A 19,262-nucleotide genomic window follows, 5' to 3' on the forward strand; every position below is an offset into this window, starting at 1 on the left:
GTTCACCGGCTGGAACGCGTGGCCGGCGAGCGGGTCCTGCGCTTCGGCGCCGGGTTGGGCGGTACGAGGCGGGGCAGGCTGAGGGGCGTTCACGCACTCCCTTTCGGCGGCAGGAGACCGGCAGGTGTTACGTGTTCACTTCACGGCCCAGGACCTTGCCAGGACCCGGGTGGCCGCGACCATCGGCGTAGGGGCCGAGGTCTACTACAGCCTGGAGCTGCTGAGAGGTAACCGGGTGCCTACGCACCTGCACACCTGGCGCTCGGCGGTCGCGGGCAGGACGGGGGCCGACACACTCCCCTTGACATCCCTGGTCCCGACGCGTGGTCCCGGGCTTGATCTGCTGGCCCTGACGGGCGATGTGCCCTCTGTGGACCACGCCGTGGACAATCTGCTGCACGCCCCGGTGTCCCAGCTGCGCCGCGAGATCGAGTGTCTCGACTTCCGTCCCGGACAACTGCCGTGGGCCAGACGGGTGGCGGAGGGCGACCGTGACGCGCTGCGGGAGCTGGCGAAGGCCCTGCGCGCCTGCCACCGACTGACCGTCGAGCCCTACTGGGACAAAGGACGGTCCGAACTGGTCGCGCTGTCCACCCGTAGCGCGAACCTGATGCTGGAGGGAGGCGTCGATCTCCTGCTGCGCTCGATCTGTGCACCACTGGTCCGCTGGCGTCCGCCGGTGCTCGAAGCCCCCTACCCGCGCCGAGTCGATGTGCACCTCCAGGGGCGGGGACTCATCATCGCGCCCACGGTCTTCTCGAAGCACCCGGTGAGTTTCCTGTGGGACCCGCTCGACACCGCTCAGCCACCCCGCCTGACCGTGCCGGCCCTGCGCCGGCCACTGACCGGCACCGCAGCGGCGGAGTCGGACGGCGCGACCGTCCGGAACCTGGAGTCCCTGCTCGGCCGCACCCGAGCCGCCGCCCTGCGAGTGACGGCGGAAGGCTGCACGACGAGCGAGCTGGCCCGCCGCCTCAATGTCACGGCCGCCGCGGCCAGCCAGCACGCGACCGTGCTGCGCGACACGGGCCTGATCACCACCAGCCGCCGCGGCAGCTCCGTACTCCACCTCATCACCCCGCTCGGGCTGGCCCTGCTGTGGACGGGCGCCCTGACGCAACCGTGACGGCGCGAGGACGCCGCGAACGAACGTCGCCTCCCTGTCACACACCACCGAACAAGCGCACCGAGGTGTGTGAGGTACTGCCGCACCGCCCTGGCAGCCCCTTTAAGCGGTGGCTTAAAGGATGGGCAACGGATGGTCGACCTGCCCAGGATGTGAGGCGACAACCGACTCGTCCCGTCTGGAGGACCACGTGAAGCCCCAACTCGCCGCCGCTGTCGGCTCCGCCGTTCTGACCGCGGCCACCGTACTGGGAGCGCCGGCCGCGGGCGCGCAGACTGCGGCGTACCCGACCACGCCCATCACAGGCGTCTCGTATGGCGCCAGCTACATCAGCGGCACTCTGACCTGGTACGGCCGTTCGGTAGGGGTCGACGGAGCACTTCGGGCCGTCGGCTGCCGCAGGGCGTGGGTCGGCGCGTACGACGCCTCGGGTCTCCGCCTCGGCGCCAAGAGCACCAGTACCAAGTGCGACGTGACGTATTCGCTCGACGACTTCCCGGCAGTCCCCGCAGACGTGCCCGGCGGGGCTGCGTACGTCGTCGTCTGCCTTGACGACGCCACCGCGTCCCCACTCGATTGCGAGACGTTCTACCGGCCCTGACCACTGCGACCGCTCGATAAGTGACCTTGCGCCGACACACCTACCCGGCCCCGGGGCGGCATGACACGCGCCGCCCCGGAAGCTGATCCCGTCGCCCGACGAGGCAGAGCTACGAGCCATCAACCGTCGAGCCTTCGTAGATGACCGGGACGACGGCAGGCGTGGGATGTTCGGCTGTGTGGCCGTGGGAGCAATGGGCTTCGGTCCAGCTGGAAGTCGGCTGCCCCTCCGGCGGGCGAGGCCGCCGAGCAGCGCGGGAAGCTCAACAGCATTACCTGCCCCTGCCCCTGCCCCTGCCCCTGCCCCTGCCCCTGACCGTACCGGGTGCCCGGATGATGGTCGGGGGAGCGGGGGATGTGGGGTTCGAAGGCCTGATGGAGTCCTGGGAGGCCACGTGGCCGGAGGGCAGGGAGACGTTCGACCGCGTGCGCGCCGCTCACCGCGAGGCCGCGCTCGCCGGCGTCGACCTGATGGCACAGTCACCCCTGGCGACCGGGCTGCTCGGCCTGATGCGGGCCGTCGAGCAGGCCGACGACGGATCGCTGTGCGCGGCAGTCCGCGCGTGCACCAAAGCCTCCGGCGCTCTGGGGATGCTGATGAACAAGGCAGTAGAGAACCCGGAGATCGTCCGCCAGCCGATGAACCACGTGATGTGGGATCAGTGGGCCCGGGTCGGCGGCATCGCCCCCGACGGAGCTGCTGGTGAGGCCGCCATCGCCCTCAGCACCGTGCAGTACCTCCTGATCCCCGGCTGGTCCGACGACCTGCACCACAACCAAGCCTTCATGGACAACCTGCTCCACAACCCGCCAAAGGCACGCCCCTCCAGGTACGAAGGCGCCGAAGAAGCTTGAAGAAACAGCTGACACATGCGGCCGTGCAATCTGGGAGAGGTTGAGCTCAGGGGGTGGTGTCTGGTGCCGGGGGCCGGTGGTCGCGGGGGCCCGCGACGGCCAATGCAGTTGCCTTAGCGTCCCGGCCGCGTAGCGCCCCGTGGAGCCCGAGAGAATGACAGCATGACCGTCTTCCGCTGTGCCCACTGTCAGCAGCCCGTGACCAGCGAGGTGGTGCCGGGGGAACCGGTAAGGGGGCCTGAGCAGATCCCGGGTTATGAGGTCGTTCCGCCTCGGATGGCTCTGGGGGCCTTCAAGCCCAACTTCGACGGCAGCCTTCTGATCTTTCATCCGGACGACGTGCCTGGGACAGTGCTGCACCCCGATCCGCAGCGCGTCAGTGGTTGCTGCGGGCTCGCCGGCCAAGCTGGGCCCAATCTCGTCTGCGGCGGATGCGGCGTTGAGGTAGCGACAAAAGAGTCCGATTGCTGGACCGACAACCTCGTGGCATTGATTGCTGCGGCAGTGACTGAGGGGCGCGAGACAGGCGCTGACAACTAAGTGAGCGTTTGATTCTCGGTTGTCTGTTTCGTTTGTGGTCAGGTGTCGCGCCAGTTGGGTGTGTTCTGTTGGGTGAGGCGTCGCGTCATGAGGCTGATGGCGGCGATTTGGATCATGGCTGCTGATCTGTGTGGGTGGGTTTCGTAGTCGCGGGCCAGGCGGCGGTGGTGCATGAGCCAGCCGAGGGTTCTTTCGATGACCCAGCGGCGGGGTTGGACGGTGAAACCGCGGGTGTGGGGGTCGCGTTGGACGATCTCGAGGTCGATGCCGCGGGTGGCTGCGTGTTCGATGGCTTTGTTCTTGTAGCCGTTGTCGGCCCAGGCTTTGGTGATGGTGGGGTGGCGGGCGGCGATGTCGTCGATGAGACGGGTGCCGGCGGCGGAGTCGTGGACGCTGGCGGCGGTGACGAGAACGGCGAGGAGGAGGCCGAGGGTGTCGGTGGCGATGTGCCGCTTGCGGCCGAGGATCTTTTTCGCGGGGTCGATGCCCTGGTCGGCGAGGTGGACGTTGGCGGAGGTCTTGATGCTCTGGGAGTCGAGCAGGCAGGCGGTGGGTTCTGGTTCGCGGCCTTCGGCCTGGCGGAGCAGGCCGCGTAGGAGGCCGTTGAGTTGGTCGAAGATGCCGTCGTTCTGCCAGTGGGCGAAGTAGCCGTAGACGCTCTGCCAGGGTGGGAAGTCGTGGGGCAGATAGCGCCAGGGGATGCCGGTGCGGTCGACGTAGAGGATCGCGTTCATCAGGGCCCGCAGGTCGTGGTGGGGCCGGCGGATCCCGGCGCGGGCCTGGCGCCAGGTTTCGAGGGTGGGGCGGATCAGTTCCCATCGCGCGTCGGACAGGTCGCTGGGGTAGGGCCGGGGTGGTCGCATGATGTGGGATTACTGGCGCTGGTGGCTGCCGGGGAGGGCGTGTGCGGGGGTATGGGGAGCGTTGGTATGCGCCCGGGTATGCCGCGAACTGGTGCTTGCGTAATCGAGACAGGATGTTCTGGGGCAGACCGAGCTGTTTCCCTGGCCCGTAGCCTTCAAGAAGAGACACATTCCGGTGGATAAGGTGCGGTCACCCTACGAGGCCGACGATTCAGAATCGCATCAAACTGGCATGAGCATAAGTAAAACGCTCACTAAGTGAGCGTTTGATTCTCGGTTGTCTGTTTCGTTTGTGGTCAGGTGTCGCGCCAGTTGGGTGTGTTCTGTTGGGTGAGGCGTCGCGTCATGAGGCTGATGGCGGCGATTTGGATCATGGCTGCTGATCTGTGTGGGTGGGTTTCGTAGTCGCGGGCCAGGCGGCGGTGGTGCATGAGCCAGCCGAGGGTTCTTTCGATGACCCAGCGGCGGGGTTGGACGGTGAAACCGCGGGTGTGGGGGTCGCGTTGGACGATCTCGAGGTCGATGCCGCGGGTGGCTGCGTGTTCGATGGCTTTGTTCTTGTAGCCGTTGTCGGCCCAGGCTTTGGTGATGGTGGGGTGGCGGGCGGCGATGTCGTCGATGAGACGGGTGCCGGCGGCGGAGTCGTGGACGCTGGCGGCGGTGACGAGAACGGCGAGGAGGAGGCCGAGGGTGTCGGTGGCGATGTGCCGCTTGCGGCCGAGGATCTTTTTCGCGGGGTCGATGCCCTGGTCGGCGAGGTGGACGTTGGCGGAGGTCTTGATGCTCTGGGAGTCGAGCAGGCAGGCGGTGGGTTCTGGTTCGCGGCCTTCGGCCTGGCGGAGCAGGCCGCGTAGGAGGCCGTTGAGTTGGTCGAAGATGCCGTCGTTCTGCCAGTGGGCGAAGTAGCCGTAGACGCTCTGCCAGGGTGGGAAGTCGTGGGGCAGATAGCGCCAGGGGATGCCGGTGCGGTCGACGTAGAGGATCGCGTTCATCAGGGCCCGCAGGTCGTGGTGGGGCCGGCGGATCCCGGCGCGGGCCTGGCGCCAGGTTTCGAGGGTGGGGCGGATCAGTTCCCATCGCGCGTCGGACAGGTCGCTGGGGTAGGGCCGGGGTGGTCGCATGATGTGGGATTACTGGCGCTGGTGGCTGCCGGGGAGGGCGTGTGCGGGGGTATGGGGAGCGTTGGTATGCGCCCGGGTATGCCGCGAACTGGTGCTTGCGTAATCGAGACAGGATGTTCTGGGGCAGACCGAGCTGTTTCCCTGGCCCGTAGCCTTCAAGAAGAGACACATTCCGGTGGATAAGGTGCGGTCACCCTACGAGGCCGACGATTCAGAATCGCATCAAACTGGCATGAGCATAAGTAAAACGCTCACTTAGGTCAACCTGCGATCCCGAGCTACTGTCGACGCCCACTCGTGGTCCGCCCCGATTGGACTACGCCAAGATTCTGTTTCATGGATCCTGCTGTCACCGCTGCACTCATTGCCGCACCGTTTGCCGTCGTCGCTGCCGGTGCCGCCTTTGCTGCTGGACGTATGCAAGCGCGGGGAGCCCATCATGGGCCAGTCGACGCAGTACGTCGGCAGCATCAGCGCGAGGCTTACGCGGCACTTCTCGTTGCTCTTCAGGCCTTTGAGGCTTCAACCTCGCTGGAACCCTGTGAGGAGCAGGCCCGCAGAGAGTTCGAAGCAGCGGGCTTGCTTCCCGGTGTGGAGCAGTTGCGCATGCGCATGCTCGAACTGGTTGCGGAGGGTGCGATCGACCCGGTCCGCTCAGCTGCCGCAGTGGTAGAGCTGGAAGGGCCTGCAGAAGTGGCTGCGGCTGCCAGCAACGCGACTGAGCAGGCGAGCACGGTCCGGAGCCTCGCGGGGGCAGCAAGGCGCTTCAGCATCGCGGAATCTGAGGCTATTGCCCACAACGTCTTTGACGCCCAGCGAGAGTTGCGTGACGACATCCGGAGGTTCATCTCGACAGCTCGCACGGAACTCGGCCAGCGACCGAAGTAGCTGAGCTGAGGGTCCGTGTACCCCGGCAGGGCTTTCGAACGGGCTGCTCCAACGATCATCCAGCCGTGCGGGTCCAATTCGAGATCCCGAGGCACGGCGGCAGAGCACGCCAGGCGCAGCTGGCACCAGCACGAGGTGATCGCGGCGAACAGCGTCTCGTCAGGCGTGTCCCGGGTCCCCTGCCCTGCCGCCGTCATCGCCGGCCTGACCCCGCCCTGGAGTTCAGGCGTCGTGGAAGGGCACGTCAACCGGATCAAGATGGTCAAGCGCCAGATGTTCGGCCGCGCAGGCTTCGCGCTCCTGCGAAAGCGCGTTCTCATGTCCTGATCACCGGCTACGTGAGGAACTCGATGGCAGCGGCGGCGGCGGATGTGCAAGCCTTCCCACCCCAGATGCCGACGGAGAAGACCTTGATGACCAGCGACGACGCCCTCGATCAGTTAAGACACATGGCGCGTGAGCGGGCATTTGGCAGGCATGTCGGGTCGGACCGGCTCATCCAGGCAGGTCTGGACGCGCTGATTGCCGGGATCGAGAGCCCGTCCTTGGCCATGCTGGCTGGACTCCTCCGGAGCGAAGAGCCCGAAGCGCCGGAGCTCTTCGACCAAGTACTGGAGGAGCTGGGACTGCTCTTCCGCCCGCCCGCGGACCCCCGGGCCGCAAAGTGGGCGATGGCCTACTGGATTGCCGGTCAGATCGCCGACGGATCTCTGGATCCCGCCGCTGGCACTCATCTCATCTGGGCAGACATCGCCTATGACCTCGGCTATCCCGAAGAGCTGAAACCCTTTGTGCACTGCGCGTACAACCTAGACGGCTGGGAGGAGAGCTGGGGAGTCTCGGTCGAGGAACTCAACGGAGAAGCGGTTGAGACAGCGAAGCAGTTCCTCAGCAAGAGGTCTACAGTCGAGGAGGGAGACTAACCCGGGGTTCGTTCTCGCCATCGGGAAAGGTCAACCGCGAGGTGATCCGCTCACTCAACATGGCCGCACCACAGAACCTACCTGAGCCAGAGCCGGTGGAAGTGAACAGAGCCACGGCGCCGGACCGCCGTATCCCCCGGCCCCTGGGCAACGAGCTACCGGACCGGTGGAGGCGGGGATGCGTCGTCCACCGTTACCGGAGCGCACGTTGGGTCAGGCCTCCTTCCACCCGTTGCGAAATGCCTCGCGCTGTTCCCAGGTGAAGGACCCGCGGGCGGCATACAGGATGCGCCAGGACGTTAGCTGTACGTCTCGCAGCCACAGCTCGCCCCGCTCCCTGGGCATGAAGGGCACGGCTACCCTCTCGACCAGGACCTCTCCGATGACCGTCGCCGCCGCGACCCACTGTTCGGCGCTCATCTCGTTGAAGGCCGACAGGAAGCGGTCTGCAAGCCCCGTCCCGTCATAGTCCAGAGCGGCGAGAACGGAAGCCTTCATGTTGCCCGGCATGAAGTACGCCGAACCTGACGCCTGCCAGAACCTGAACCAGAAGTCCTCATATGGTTCATCGGTCGGAACCGGGAGCCCGGCGATCAACGACACCAGATGCTGGGTGGCCATGTAGCGGTCGCAGTGCGTCGTGGCCAGCAGCGCGATCTTGCTGACGTGGTCGACCCTGAGCTGGCCCTCGAAGTCCGAGGGAAGATTCATGTACCGACTCAGGTACTCATCCAGGGACTCGGGCGGCCGCGGGGAGGAGACCATCATCACTCCTTCTGGTACGTGTAGGACATCGTTCAGCGACAAGATCTCCCGAAGCACTTCGCCTGCGCATGTGATCTGCAGAAGTTGGCCGGTCTGCACCTGCCGAGCGGGCGCTGCTGGGGCCCCCAGCGCTGAGTGACCCGCCGAACGCTTCTGTCCGGAGAGGCGATGATCGGCAGCCCCGCGACCTGCACGCCAGATGTGCGCAACCGCTGTGCGAAGTCTCGCCCCACCAGTGCGTACGGCAGATCCGCAGGTGGCTGGTGTGTGCTGGACGACGGCACGGGACGCCGGTCATGTTCTTGATCACGCAGGCAGGGATACCGTGCCGACCGTGTGGTGTCTGGCGGTGCGTCGGTGTCTCGTGCACCCGGGTGATCACTTTCGCCAGGGAAAACGGTGCGTCAGTTCGTCCTCAGCGGATGCCCGAGGCCAGGTTCGGTCTCGGGCCCTGCTGGTGAACGGTCAGAGTTCGCCGGAGTGCGGAAAGCGGTCTGGGGATTCGCCGGCCGAGGGTCCGACGGTCAGGTTGCCGGTCCTGCCCTCAGGCTAGTGCGCCGCTGGGGCGGGCCTCTGAAGGGGGAAACCAGGCTCATCGCCGGTGCAGGGTGACGAGAACGGCCGTGAGTGCGGCGAAGGCGGCCACGGCGGCGATGGCAATCCCGATGGGGCCGGCGGTGGAGGGGTGCCTCCAGGTGACGTACATGAGGACGACGACGACCAGGCCGACGAGGACGATGGCGGCGATGGTGACGATGACGGGCCAGAACCAGGGGGGCGTGTTGTTCGGCTGGCTGCCGGCAGGGTCGCTGGGCGGCTGGGTGGGCACGGTTCTCCTACGGGTGCGCCTGTTCGCGCGTGTGGTCAAGGGTGTGTGAGCGTGCGGCAGTGCGCCGGAGCTAGCGCATGAAGATCACCCACATACCGCCGGTCCCCGCAGAACAGATCCGAACCCTTCCGGCGCGCGACAGTGCTCTCTTGCTCCTCCGGCACCTCGCCGAGGCGACGGGATTCGTGACGGACACGGCACCGTCGGCGCCGCCCGGTCTGGCGTTCCACGATGAATCCGACAAGGCGGTGCTCCTCGACCGCCTCTCCGACGCGTGGGCCTGGCTGGAGGCGCACGCTCTGCTGTCCAAGGTCCCGAGCCAGACCGAGACGTTCCGACGGGTCACCCAGGCGGGCCGCGATCTGCTGGCGGACCCGCAGGGCACCCTCCGGTTCGACGCCCGCCACAGACTGGCCGGCCTCTTGCACCCCGCGCTCGAGGGCACCATCCGGACGTACTACGACCTCGGCGACTACGAGACGGCCTGCTTCGCCGCGATGAAGGCCGTCGAGGTCGCCGTCCGCAACGCCGCCGGCTACGACAACTCCCATCTCGGGGTCTCGCTCATGCGCAAAGCGTTCGCTCCGCACCAGAACGGAAGGACCGGAGGGCCGCTCGCCGATGCCGGCGCCGAAGGAGGCGAGCAGGACGCGGCTTCGTCTCTGTTCGCGGGGCGATCGGGGCCTACAAGAATCCCGCGAGTCACCGGACGGTCGACTTCGAGGACCCGATCGAGGCGGCCGAGATCATTCAGCTCGCGGACCTGCTGCTGCGGCAGGTCGATCGCGCTGCACGCCGTCGGGCCGCCGAGGAGTCGGCCTGAGGCGTCCAGCAGCGGCGGGCGGGGAGTGCGGCTGACACGTCCGGGTGATGATCAAGCCCGGCGGGCCCGTTCCTGCGGCGCCGTCCCTACGCTGCGGATCATGGCAAAGCTCACGAACGAACAGGCGCTCAGCGCCGTCATCAAGGCCATCACGGCCGTAGCCCAGATCCCCCAAGAGGCCATCGAGCCGGACAGCCAACTGACCGACCTCGGTGTCGACTCCATCCAGATCATGCAGATCGCCGCACAGCTGGAGAGCGAACTGAGTGTCGGCCTGCTGGCCTCTGACAGCCGCACGCCTCAGACCCCACGGGAATACGCGGAACACCTGATCGCCGCGCAGCCGGCCGACGCCTGACAGCTCACGCCGGCTTCCGCGCGCTTCCTAAGCCCCGCGCCCCCCGCTCGCCCGGACCGGGGGCTTGTCGATGCCGAGGCTGCCCCAGGGGGCGCACGTCTCGTGCATCTCCAGCTCGGGGAACTTCTCGAAGGCCAGCCGTACCTCCTCCTTGCTCAGAAGAGAGGTCATGCGCTTGGCGTCCGGACAGTTCCCCCGGTGCAGAGTCGGATGACCCTCCGCCGCGCGAGACGGCAGGATCTTCCACGACGGCTCCTGGCGCGCGACCTCCTGGCGCCGCTGCTCCTCGGCCTGCTGTTCCTGATCCGCCGGACACTGCCTAGTGGCTTTGCTCACGAGTTTGGGTTCTGGCCCAACTTCCGTGCTGAGTGACGCTCCGTTACGGCTGGACGTCGAAGAGAGCAATGGACGGGGGTGGCGGGGCAAGCACTGCGCGAAGGCGCGTCAGTATGGCTCGCCACTGCTTCCAGTCCTCCGGGTCGACCCAGTTTGAGGCCGGCCCATCCTCGTCGCCGACGATGCGGGCGAGGGCTTCGTCGGCGAGTACCCGAAGGTCGGAAGGGAACACGGGCATGGGCTTTTCCGGGCCGTAGGACATGTCGACGGGTTCGCCTCCCGGGCATTGCGCCGCGATCAAAGCGGCGGCGGCCACCGCCTCTTCCGCTTCCGTGAGAGAGCCGGTTGCGGTGATCGTTCGGATGAGGACGCCTCGGATCAGGGCTTCACGCGCCTCGGGCTCGGCGTCGTCGAGTGTGTTGGCGAAGTCCGCGGCTGTGTCGTTGTCGAAGGGACCGGTGTCCCAGGTGCCCATGCTGATCTCCTTGCGTGTGGTCGCTCGAATCCTCGCATCAGGCACTGACACCACGCCTACGGGGCGAGCAGGACCCGTTTGCGAAGCAGGTCGAAGCCTGCGCGGCCGAACATCTGGCGCTTGAGCATCTTGATCCGGTTGACGTGGCCTTCGACGACCTCGGAGTTCCAGGGCAGCGTCAGACCGGCGATGACGGCGTTGCGGTCTCGGTCGATGCCGGCCGCGAGAGTGTGGAGGCTGGGCAGGTCGTCCTGGCGGACGGCGTCGAGCCACTGCGGGAGTCGTTCACCCTGGCGTTCGGTGAGCATGTGGGCGAAGGACCGGACGTGACCGGTCAGGGCATCGAGTTCGGGGCAGTTGGCAAGGACGGCCTTGAGCCGGAGCTGTTCGATCTCGGTGAGCGTCTCGGGTCGGCTGAGGATCCATCGCGTCACCACGCGGGGTGCCGGCGGCTGCGCGGTGACCGGCCGTGGCGAGGTGCGCTTCTCTCGCAGGTAGGCGCTGACCCGGCCGTAGCTGCCGCATAGCCCAGGGGAACGATCTCCTCCCAGAGCTTCCAGGCGTTGGTGCAGCCCTCGTCCCAGCGTTGGTCCAGGTAGGGCTTGTACTCGTCGAGGACGGAGGTCCTGTTGTGCTGCCACTGGCCGCGGAAGAGGTCTTCCGGCTTCGCAGCGTCGGCGAGGCTCTTGACGGTGCGGTGTGTCATCTGGAGCCGGCGCCCGATGGAGCGGCGGCTATGGCCGGCTTCCAGCAGCGCGTGGACGGTGGCGTGCCGGGCTCGGACGCGGTCGGCGAACCGCTCGCTCCGCCATGGCGAGTCCGCCTTCTCCTCGGGCGGCGCGGGTTCTTCGGCCTTCGCCACGGGATCGGGGACCAGGACGCGAAGGCACTGGCGGTGGCGGGCGACCGCCCGCTCGGCGGCTTCCCCGAGGTTGTGCCATAAGTGCCAGCGGTCGGCGACCTGCGTCGCCTGGGGTGCCCCGGCTGTGGCGCCTTCCGCGAAGAACGGCGTGCGGTCCCGGCAGACGATCTCGATCCCTGGCCGCTGGGCGAGCCAGGCGGCCAGGCTTGATGCTTCTCGATCAGGCAGGAGATCGATCGGACGACGGGTCTCGACGTCCACCAGGACAGTGCCGTAGCGGTGGCCCTTGCGGGTGGCGTACTCGTCGACGCCGACCACCCGAGGCATCGGCACCTCCGGCTCGGGCAGCGCCTCGACCAGGCGCAAGACCGTGCTCCGGCTGATGGACATGCCAAGCACGGCAGCCAGGCGGGCGCCGGCTCGACCGGCCAGGGCGAGGCCGACTGCGGTCAGGATGGAACGCAGTCGTTCGGTGCGCTGGCCGTGCCTGCGGGTGAGGCCGGATATCTCCTCCACGAACGTCTGACGTGGGCACTTGGTGTTCCCGCACCGGAATCGCCGGACCCGCAGCTGGAGTACGACGCTTCGTCCGGCGCTCGGGACATCAGCGAGAAACCGCAGGTAGGAGCAGCTTCCCGAGGCCCCGCTCGCCGGACGAGCGTCACTCTCTGTGATGGTTCACGGAAAGTGAGCCAGAACCCGTTCTCGTGAACAAAGCCAGTCCCAAGGGCCTCTCTAGCGAGAACGGTGGCATCCGCTGCTCCTCGCTTGTGTTGGGATGGTGCCGGCCATCAGGCCGCGATGGGCATGGTGTGCCACTGCTCCCCGCGCCGGTGGGATTGGTTCGCTGTGGGGGAGGGGTGTCTGGTCTGCCGGTTCCGGTGAAAGTGACTCAGATGGTGTTGTTCATGGGATAGAACTGCAGGTCACGGAGTCTGCTCCCCGCGCTCGCGGGGATGGTCCGGACGCGGGGCTGGTGAAGGCCCGTATGGAGCTCTGCTCCCCGCGCTCGCCGGGGATGGTCCCCCCCGATGCAGGGGTGGTGAGTGTTGCTCACCATGGTGGGTTCGGCTCGGGTGTTGTGAGTCTCTCAGCCTGTTTTCCCTGGTGGGCGTACATACTGAGAGGGGCGTGGTGAGTGGGCGGTGCATCCATTCGATGCCGGTGTCCAGCTCGACTGCTCCCTGCGGTTGAGGTGATGGTCCTGTGGCGTTCATCAGGAACGACGCGCGACCGGGCCTGCTCCCCGTTCTTGCGGTGATGGTCCCGCGGAGGCGAGCTTGACGAGGAGGGCGAAGAGCTGTTCCCCGCCTGCGCGGGGATGGTCCCGACAATGCTGCCGCGCTCGCCGCGCAGACGCCCTGTTCCCCGCTTGCGCGGGGATGGCCCCTTGCGCCTCTCGCTGTGGTCGTGCCGGCACCACTGCTCCCCGCCTGCGGGGATGGCCGCGCCGAGATGTGGACTGCAGTGTCCGGTGGTGTCTGTTCCCCCGAATCTGCGGGGGATGGTCCCTGCGGCCGGATTCCGGTCGACGTGAACAGCTGCTGCTCCCCGTGCCCGTGGGGATGGTCGGTGTTTCGGTCGCTGGGGTCGCTGTGGTGAGTGTGGGCTGTGTACTGACCAGGTATGTCGTGTATTTACCACCGGCCTTAGCGTGGCTGTTCCCCGCTCGCGGGGATGATGATCGAGACGCTCTGCTCCCCGTATGCACGGGGATGGTCCGGTCTTGTCGGTCACGGTGCCGGTGGTCAGCGGCTGCTTCCCGCGCTCGCGGGGATGGCCCCGGGCGCCCTCGCGCGATCGTCGACTACGGCGCCTGCTCCCCGCCTGCGTGGGGATGGCCTCGTCGTCGCCGACCCCGAACTCAGGTTCACCCCCTGCTCCCTGCGCCCGCGGGGACGGCCACGCCGCGGCAGCCGGCATCGGCGCCGCTTTCGCCTGTTCCCCCTACGCGTGGGGATGGTCCCGCCCAACTCAACCGGTACCGGGTCCGGCTGCTTTGCTCCCTGCTTCTGTGGGGGTTGGTCCCTTCATTGGTGACTATGTCCCTGACGAAGTGATCCTGCTCCCTGCCCGTGTGGGGATGGTCCCCTGTGGGCCGTCATCCACGAGCCGACCCTGTACTGCTCCCCGCTTGCGCGGGGATGGTCCCGCGGTCCCGGAGTAGTTGCCGGCGAAGGCGACCTTGCTCCCAGCGTGCGCGGGGATGGTCCCACCAAGCTGGCTCAGCGCCTGGCACGTGAGGACTGCTCCCTGCTTGCGTGGGGATGGACCCCGTCCGACCGGACTGGCATCGCTGGGGCCAGCCTGCTCCCCACACCACGCGGGGATGGTCCCGCGTCGAGGTCGACGAGCGTCGCACCGTCGCCCTGCTCCCCGCTTGCGCGGGGATGGCCCCACGTGGCAGAAGCTGGACGCGTACCGGCGTCAAGCCGTGCGTCGTCAGTCACACGAGGATTCTTCCGCTAGCGAGGAGTGTGTGACCTCAATTCCTCAACTTCGGTGATCAGGGTTTCTCACTGGTCGGTTGGTCAGGTGCGATGGGTGGCTGTTGTAGCGACATAGGGGGGTGGGCCCGTGCTCGTGCGTGAGGCCATTGAGTCGGAGAACGGCTCCCCGGGATGGTCCTGAGAAATGCGGTGCAGGGTCGGTGGTAGTCGCCTATTCCCCGCCACTGCGGGGACCGTCCTTTGGAGGAGGCCCGGCGCGTCCAGGCTGAGGCCTGCTCCCGATACGCGCGGGGATGGTCCCCGCCCCCGATCCGGGCGGAGTCGGGGGCGGAGCTGCTCCCCGTGCCTGCGGGGATGGCCCCGGCGATCCGTGCCGGTCGCGCATCAGATGCACGCGGATGGTCCCGGCCTCGGCCAAACTGCGCGGACCAGGACAGCCTGCTCCCTGCTTGCGGGGGGGGATGGTCTTGATCGGGCCCCTCTTCAAACCGGCGTGGAGGGGCTGCTCCCCGTGGCTCCGTTCACGGGTAGGGGCTCTGGATCAGGTTCTGTGGACTGGCTGCACTCAGTCATGGATGGGCATGTGGGGGCAGCCACGGACGGGCACGGCTGCGGAGGTGATGAGCCCGGAACCGGGGCCTGTCTCGGATGGCGCTGCGTCGGCCAGGGAAGAGCTGATATGAGTTGATCATGAATTCGGAGACTCTTGACCCGATGGAGCGTCTGCTCGCAGAGCGGGCTTGTGAGCGGCTGATCGTCGAGTTCGTGCACCGGCTCGACCTCGGGGACCCGAGCTCGGTGGCGGACCTCTTCACGCAGGACGGCACCTGGGAATGGCCCGCCGGCGACCGCCGTATCGCGGGTCACGACGCCCTGCGCGTCTACTTCGGCAACCGGCCGGCAGACCGACTGTCACGCCGGATATGCACCAACATCCTGGTTGATGTGACCAGTGCGGACACCGCCTGCGCCACCACCTACTTCACCACGTACCGTGTCGACGGCTACAACGAGGGTCTCGTACCGCCGCGGCCCCCGGTTCAGGTGGGGCACTACGAGGACACGTTCCGCAAGGTGGACGACACCTGGCTGCTCACCACGCGGACTCTCTTCCTCTCCTTCGCCGGCCCCACGGAACGCCTCGACGGATCCGGCCAGTCATGAGGACCACTCCCGGCCGACCGGCCGTCCAGGTCCTCCGGCGCGGTGAGCGACACTCCACAGAACCTGAGCCAGGCCGAAACTCGTGAACAGAGCCATCCCCCCTTGCGCGGGGATGGTCCCTCGTGACTCACCCCCAGGAGCACGGCGACGTCCTGCTCCCTGTGTCTGGGGGGGATGGTGTGTATTCGGGTCGCTTCGGTCGCTGTGCGGTGTGGGTGCGGTGAGTATCGACTGGTGTGATGACCGTGTGGTGGCGTGTTCACCACCGCACTCACCACGGCCGCTCCCCGCCCCCCCCTGCGGGGATGGTCTGACGCCCTGTACAGGCCTGTAGGGTGGCACACGCTGTTCCCCGCTCGTGCGGGGACGGCCCAGGTCGAAGGCTGGCAGTGAGAAGCTGAACGTCTGCTCCCTGCATTCGCGGGGATGGTCCCTCTGCGACGACTTCGAGCACCTGACGAAGTCCCTGTTCTCCGCCTGCGCGGGGATGGACCCAAGGCCTCTCATCGTGCCTTCCGGCTCCTGAACTGCTCCCTGCTTGCGCGGGGATGGTCCCAACGACGTGCCGTACGACCGGCCGAGGAACCGCTGCTCCCCACGCCTTCTGGGATGGCCCCAGGGCCTCGGTGCCGTACCAGTCCGGGATGGCCTGCTCCCCGCGCTCGCGGGGGTGCCCCCGGCCTCGGCCACGGAGCCGTCGGCATGCTTGACTGCTCCCCACGCGCGCGGGGATGCCCCCCACGCCGCGTCGCCGCCCAGGATGACGGGGGCCTGGGTCAGGTCTGCTCTGCGCACCGCCGGGGATGGTCCGGGCGACCCCCGTGCCATGGCACTGGCCGGCTACTGCTCCCCGCACCCGCGGGGATGCTCCCGCGGCGGCGGCCTGCGTGCGGTCCTGGGCCTGCTCCCCGCACGCGTGAGGATGGTCCCTCCCGCAGCGCGCGCCAGACGGTGAGCCCGAACTGCTTCCCGCGTCCGCAGGGATGACTCCAACGGGCGCCGAGTGATGTGGGTCCGGCTCGACTGCTCCCCACGCCTGCGGGTTGGTTCGGCACTGGGGGAGGGGTGCTGGTTTGTGGGTTTGGGTGAAAGTGGTTCAGGTGGTGGTGGGTGTGCGGTAATGCTGCGGGTCATCGAGTCTGCTCCCCGCATGCGCGGGGATGGTCCCTCTGCCGGGATGGCCGCCGCGCCGCACATCCTCTGCTCCCCGCATGCGCGGGGATGGTCCCAAGAAGTACCGTGCCGGCTCGGTGGTTGTCGTCTGCTCCCCGCGCCTGCGGGGATGGTCCCCAGAACACGCGGGCGACAGGCCAGTGGGGGAACTGCTCCCCGCACGTCTTGGGGATGGCCCCTTCCCGGCCGCGATGCTCAAGGCGCGGGCAATCTGTTCCCCGCGCCTGTGGGGATGGTCCCACTCAGGCCCTCGGCACGGACTCCGTCCCGGACTGCTCCCCGCCTGCGTGGGGATGGTCCCTGCCCGTAGCGGTCGGTGTCCAGGACGATGCGCTGCTCCCCGTACGCGCGGGGATGGTCCCCATGGCCGAGACCGGCGGGATCTCCGGGGTCGCTGCTCCCCGTACGCGTGGGGATGGTCCCAGTGGCGCTCACGGACTGTTCGTTGGCGTCGGCTGCTCCCCGTACGCCCGGGGATGGTCCCTCCCGCAAGGCGGCGCTGAGTCTGGACGTGCTCTGCTCCCCGTACGCGCGGGGATGGTCCCACCCGTGCCTGGCTCTGTGGAAGCGCATGGCGCTGCTCCCCGTACGCGTGGGGATGGTCCCGCTTCGCGAGTGCTGACAGTCAGGGCCTGGATCTGCTCCCCGTACGCGTCGCGGGGATGGTCCCGAACCGCTCAAGCAGGAGGAACAGACGGAGGACTGCTCCCTGCTCGCGCGGGGATGATCCCGCGGCGAGGTTTGCTCAGAGGTCAGTGGGGGACTGCTGCCCGCGTCCGCGGGGATGGCCCCAACGCCAGCGCGCACACGCTGGGTACGGCGATCTGCTCCCCGCTCGCGTGGGGATGGTCCCCCGTCGAGCCCGTACCGGACCGCGTACAGATCCTGCTCCCTGCTTGCGTGGGGATGGTCCCCCGCCCTGTAGCCGGTCGGCAAGCTCCGCCAACTGCTCCCCGTACGCGCGGGGATGGTCCGCCGACCGGGCGACACGCTCGTCGGCCCGCGTCTGCTCCCTGCCGGTGTGGAGATGGCCCGGAGACCCGCTTTCCGGTTGCGTGGGGATGGTCCCCCTCCGTGTGCACGACGTCGAGATTGGTGTGCTGCTCCTCGTACGCGCGGGGATGGTCCCTTGGGGTCGAGGTAGAGCTCAGGTGCGCGGACCTGCTCCCCGCTGACGCGGGGATGGTCCCGGGGTGGTGGCGTCGAAGACGCAGACTCGCCACTGCTCCCCGCCTGCGTGGGGATGGTCCCAGGCACATGGGGGGTCCGCGGGCGGGTCGCTGTTGCTCCCCGCACTTGCGGGGATGATCCCGGGATCATCGGCTCGATCACGCCGACCGTGCGTTGCTTCCCGCTTGCGCGGGGTTGGTCCCACCGTGACGACCGAGGTCGTGAAGGCCGATGACTGCTCCCCGCGCTCGCGGGGATGTTCCCTCGGCGACGACTGGCAGGATCGACGCCAGGCCCTGCTCCCTGCGCCCGTGGGGAAGTCCCGAACCGGCCCTCCATGTCCCGGAGCCGGCCATCTGCTCCCCGCTCCTGCGGGGTGCGCGGCGACCTGCTCCCCGCCTGCGGGGCGATGGTCCCACCGACGCTCACATCGATGACGGGGGGTCCCCCTGCTCCCCGCCGGCGCTGAGTGCATGTATGAGGAGAACGTCCTGCTCCCTGCGCCCGTGAGGATGGCCCCGCCGGGGCCGCCACCGGCAAGAAGGGCTGCCCCTGCTCCCCGCTGGCGCGGGGATACCCGGGCCAGCGGGGCCTGCTCAGGACTGCTCCCCGCCTGTGCGGGGATGGTCTCGCCGTCACCCCGAACGCGGCCGAGGTGCTGCTCTGCTCCCCGCGCTCGCGGGGATGGTCCCAGGACCGGCACCACGCCGTGCGCGCTGGCGGCCTGCTCCCCGCGCTCGCGGGGATGGTCCCCGACCTCGGGACCCCCGAGACCCCAGCTCGCGTGGGGGATGGTCCCGGCGTCAAGGGCGGCCCGGTTCTCGCCGCGCTCTGCTCTCTGCTTGCGCGGGGATGGTCCCTTCGCGTCGGCCAGCGCCGACTGGTAGTCGTCCTGCTCCTCGCTTGCGCGGGGATGGCCGCCAAGGCCGGCGTGGTGTACGGCTGCTGCCCCCCGTCGGGACCATTCCCGCGCGCGGGGAGGGGATGGCCCCCGATGGACCAGGCGCACGCCCCCCCGCTCACGCTCCTGCTCCCTGCTTGCGGTGGGGATGGTCCCGCGGTGACCGGGCGGCCGAACGCATCGGTGCTCTGCTCCTCGCCTGTGCGGGGATGGTCCCCGCCGGCACGAGCACGTCGCGAACTTCCGCATCTGCTCCCCGCCTGCGCGGGGATGGCCCCACACCGGCCCAGCTCGAGGCGTTCGAAGTCCTCTGCTCCCTGCGCCTGTGGGGATGGTCCCGTGTGGTGAGAGGGGTATCGGCATGAGCTGGTCTGTTCCCTGCCCTTGTGAGGATGGTCCCACCGACTTCCTGCGGCTCGGGGCGCCGCCGGCTGCTCCCCGCGCGCTGACGGGGTTGGTCCCCTCTACCCGACAAGCGCCCGGGCCCGAACTCCGTGCTCCCCGCTTGCGCGGGGGATGGTCCCCAGAACACGCGGGCGACAGGCCAGTGGGGGAACTGCTCCCCTTACGCGCGGGGAGGGTTCCCAAGATCATTCTTGCCCAATTGGGCAAGAGCCCCGCTCCTCGTACGCGCGGGGATGGCCTCATCCTGTTCCGTGCCGCGGCCAACATGGCCGCCTGCTCCCCGCTTGCGGTGGGGATGGCCCCCGGACGAAGAAGGGCGGGCTTCAGAGCGTCGCCTGCTTCCCGTACGCGTGGGGATGCCCCCAGACCTACCGCGTCCAGCTGACGCGGGGCTCCCTGCTCCCCGTACACGTGGGGATGGTTCGTGTTCCGGTCGCTTCGGTCGCTGTGCTGTGGCGGTTGTGGTGAGTGTCGGCCATGGCTGTGGTGTGCTTACCATCGCGCTCACCATGGCTGCTCCCCGTTTGTGCGGGGATGGTCCGGGTCGGAGTCTGTAGGGGCCGTGGTCGGTGGTCTGCTCCCCGCGCCCGGGGGATGGTCCCCGTGCGACCGGTCCCGGGGTTACGGACGCCACC

Annotated in this window: 17 protein-coding genes and 1 pseudogene; 10 read left to right on the forward strand and 8 right to left on the reverse strand. The window is 68.2% G+C overall.

Features of this window, described 5'->3' with window-relative positions; translation table 11 throughout:
• Positions 1–124 precede the first annotated feature (124 nt).
• The 4 genes from AB5J54_RS41195 (at position 125) to AB5J54_RS41210 (ending at position 3,121) form a co-directional block, all read left to right on the forward strand.
• A complete protein-coding gene (locus AB5J54_RS41195; RefSeq protein WP_369149157.1) occupies positions 125–1,126 on the forward strand; it encodes an ArsR/SmtB family transcription factor in 1,002 nt (333 codons plus the stop codon).
• A gap of 190 nt (positions 1,127–1,316) precedes the next feature.
• Positions 1,317–1,727 (forward strand): hypothetical protein, encoded by a 411-nt coding sequence (locus AB5J54_RS41200; RefSeq protein ID WP_369149158.1) that lies wholly within the window; start codon positions 1,317–1,319, stop codon positions 1,725–1,727.
• Positions 1,728–2,083: 356 nt separating this feature from the next.
• Complete coding sequence (locus AB5J54_RS41205) at positions 2,084–2,581, forward strand: hypothetical protein (protein WP_369149159.1); 498 nt, start codon at positions 2,084–2,086, stop codon at positions 2,579–2,581.
• A 162-nt stretch (positions 2,582–2,743) separates the two neighbouring features.
• Positions 2,744–3,121: a hypothetical protein gene (locus AB5J54_RS41210; RefSeq protein ID WP_369149160.1), complete on the forward strand. Its 378-nt coding sequence runs from the start codon at positions 2,744–2,746 to the stop codon at positions 3,119–3,121.
• Positions 3,122–3,159: 38 nt separating this feature from the next.
• Here AB5J54_RS41210 and AB5J54_RS41215 read toward each other — a convergent pair whose 3' ends face one another.
• Entirely contained in the window at positions 3,160–3,984 is an 825-nt protein-coding gene (locus AB5J54_RS41215) for an IS5 family transposase (protein ID WP_369147653.1), read from the reverse strand.
• A gap of 296 nt (positions 3,985–4,280) precedes the next feature.
• Positions 4,281–5,105 carry an IS5 family transposase gene (locus AB5J54_RS41220; RefSeq protein ID WP_369147653.1) on the reverse strand — a complete coding sequence of 275 codons (825 nt, stop codon included), beginning with the start codon at positions 5,103–5,105 and terminating at the stop codon, positions 4,281–4,283.
• 336 nt (positions 5,106–5,441) lie between these two features.
• Between AB5J54_RS41220 and AB5J54_RS41225 the strand changes: the two genes are divergently transcribed.
• The 3 genes from AB5J54_RS41225 to AB5J54_RS41235 all read left to right on the forward strand — a co-directional run bounded on the left by AB5J54_RS41225 (position 5,442) and on the right by AB5J54_RS41235 (position 6,916).
• Positions 5,442–5,993, forward strand: a complete 552-nt coding sequence (locus tag AB5J54_RS41225; protein ID WP_369149161.1) for a hypothetical protein — start codon at positions 5,442–5,444, stop codon at positions 5,991–5,993.
• A gap of 135 nt (positions 5,994–6,128) precedes the next feature.
• Positions 6,129–6,320: a hypothetical protein gene (locus AB5J54_RS41230; protein WP_369149635.1), complete on the forward strand. Its 192-nt coding sequence runs from the start codon at positions 6,129–6,131 to the stop codon at positions 6,318–6,320.
• Between the two features lie 86 nt (positions 6,321–6,406).
• On the forward strand, positions 6,407–6,916 hold the full coding sequence (locus tag AB5J54_RS41235) for a hypothetical protein (protein WP_369149162.1): 510 nt from the start codon (positions 6,407–6,409) through the stop codon (positions 6,914–6,916).
• A gap of 213 nt (positions 6,917–7,129) precedes the next feature.
• On the opposite strand, the gene AB5J54_RS41240 is transcribed toward AB5J54_RS41235, so the two are convergent.
• Together AB5J54_RS41240 and AB5J54_RS41245 are read right to left on the reverse strand one after the other, a co-directional pair.
• Entirely contained in the window at positions 7,130–7,684 is a 555-nt protein-coding gene (locus AB5J54_RS41240; RefSeq protein ID WP_369149163.1) for a hypothetical protein, read from the reverse strand.
• A 589-nt stretch (positions 7,685–8,273) separates the two neighbouring features.
• Positions 8,274–8,510, reverse strand: a complete 237-nt coding sequence (locus tag AB5J54_RS41245; protein WP_369149164.1) for a hypothetical protein — start codon at positions 8,508–8,510, stop codon at positions 8,274–8,276.
• Positions 8,511–8,587: 77 nt separating this feature from the next.
• Between AB5J54_RS41245 and AB5J54_RS41250 the strand changes: the two are divergent.
• Both AB5J54_RS41250 and AB5J54_RS41255 read left to right on the forward strand, forming a co-directional pair.
• A pseudogene (locus AB5J54_RS41250) lies at positions 8,588–9,231 on the forward strand (TIGR02391 family protein); the annotation flags it as partial.
• Positions 9,203–9,691 (forward strand): phosphopantetheine-binding protein, encoded by a 489-nt coding sequence (locus AB5J54_RS41255; protein WP_369149624.1) that lies wholly within the window; start codon positions 9,203–9,205, stop codon positions 9,689–9,691. The pseudogene AB5J54_RS41250 and the gene AB5J54_RS41255, both read left to right, overlap by 29 nt.
• A 27-nt stretch (positions 9,692–9,718) precedes the next feature.
• On the opposite strand, the gene AB5J54_RS41260 is transcribed toward AB5J54_RS41255, so the two are convergent.
• Genes AB5J54_RS41260 through AB5J54_RS41275 form a run of 4 tightly spaced genes read right to left on the reverse strand, consistent with a single transcriptional unit; the run spans position 9,719 to position 12,039 of the window.
• Positions 9,719–10,027, reverse strand: a complete 309-nt coding sequence (locus AB5J54_RS41260) for a DUF6233 domain-containing protein (RefSeq protein WP_369149165.1) — start codon at positions 10,025–10,027, stop codon at positions 9,719–9,721.
• Between the two features lie 43 nt (positions 10,028–10,070).
• On the reverse strand, positions 10,071–10,502 hold the full coding sequence (locus AB5J54_RS41265) for a DUF4259 domain-containing protein (RefSeq protein WP_369149166.1): 432 nt from the start codon (positions 10,500–10,502) through the stop codon (positions 10,071–10,073).
• A 56-nt stretch (positions 10,503–10,558) separates the two neighbouring features.
• Positions 10,559–10,936, reverse strand: a complete 378-nt coding sequence (locus AB5J54_RS41270; RefSeq protein WP_369149167.1) for a transposase — start codon at positions 10,934–10,936, stop codon at positions 10,559–10,561.
• Complete coding sequence (locus AB5J54_RS41275; protein ID WP_369149625.1) at positions 10,933–12,039, reverse strand: ISL3 family transposase; 1,107 nt, start codon at positions 12,037–12,039, stop codon at positions 10,933–10,935. Before AB5J54_RS41275 ends, AB5J54_RS41270 begins: the two co-directional genes overlap by 4 nt.
• A 2,465-nt stretch (positions 12,040–14,504) precedes the next feature.
• On the opposite strand from AB5J54_RS41275, the gene AB5J54_RS41280 reads away from it, so the two are divergent.
• The gene (locus tag AB5J54_RS41280) at positions 14,505–14,978 is read left to right on the forward strand and encodes a nuclear transport factor 2 family protein (RefSeq protein WP_369149168.1); all 474 of its coding nucleotides are present in this window, start codon (positions 14,505–14,507) and stop codon (positions 14,976–14,978) included.
• The last annotated feature ends 4,284 nt before the right edge of the window (positions 14,979–19,262 follow it).

The sequence above is a fragment of the Streptomyces sp. R44 genome (assembly GCF_041053105.1).
Taxonomy (GTDB): Bacteria; Actinomycetota; Actinomycetes; order Streptomycetales; family Streptomycetaceae; genus Streptomyces.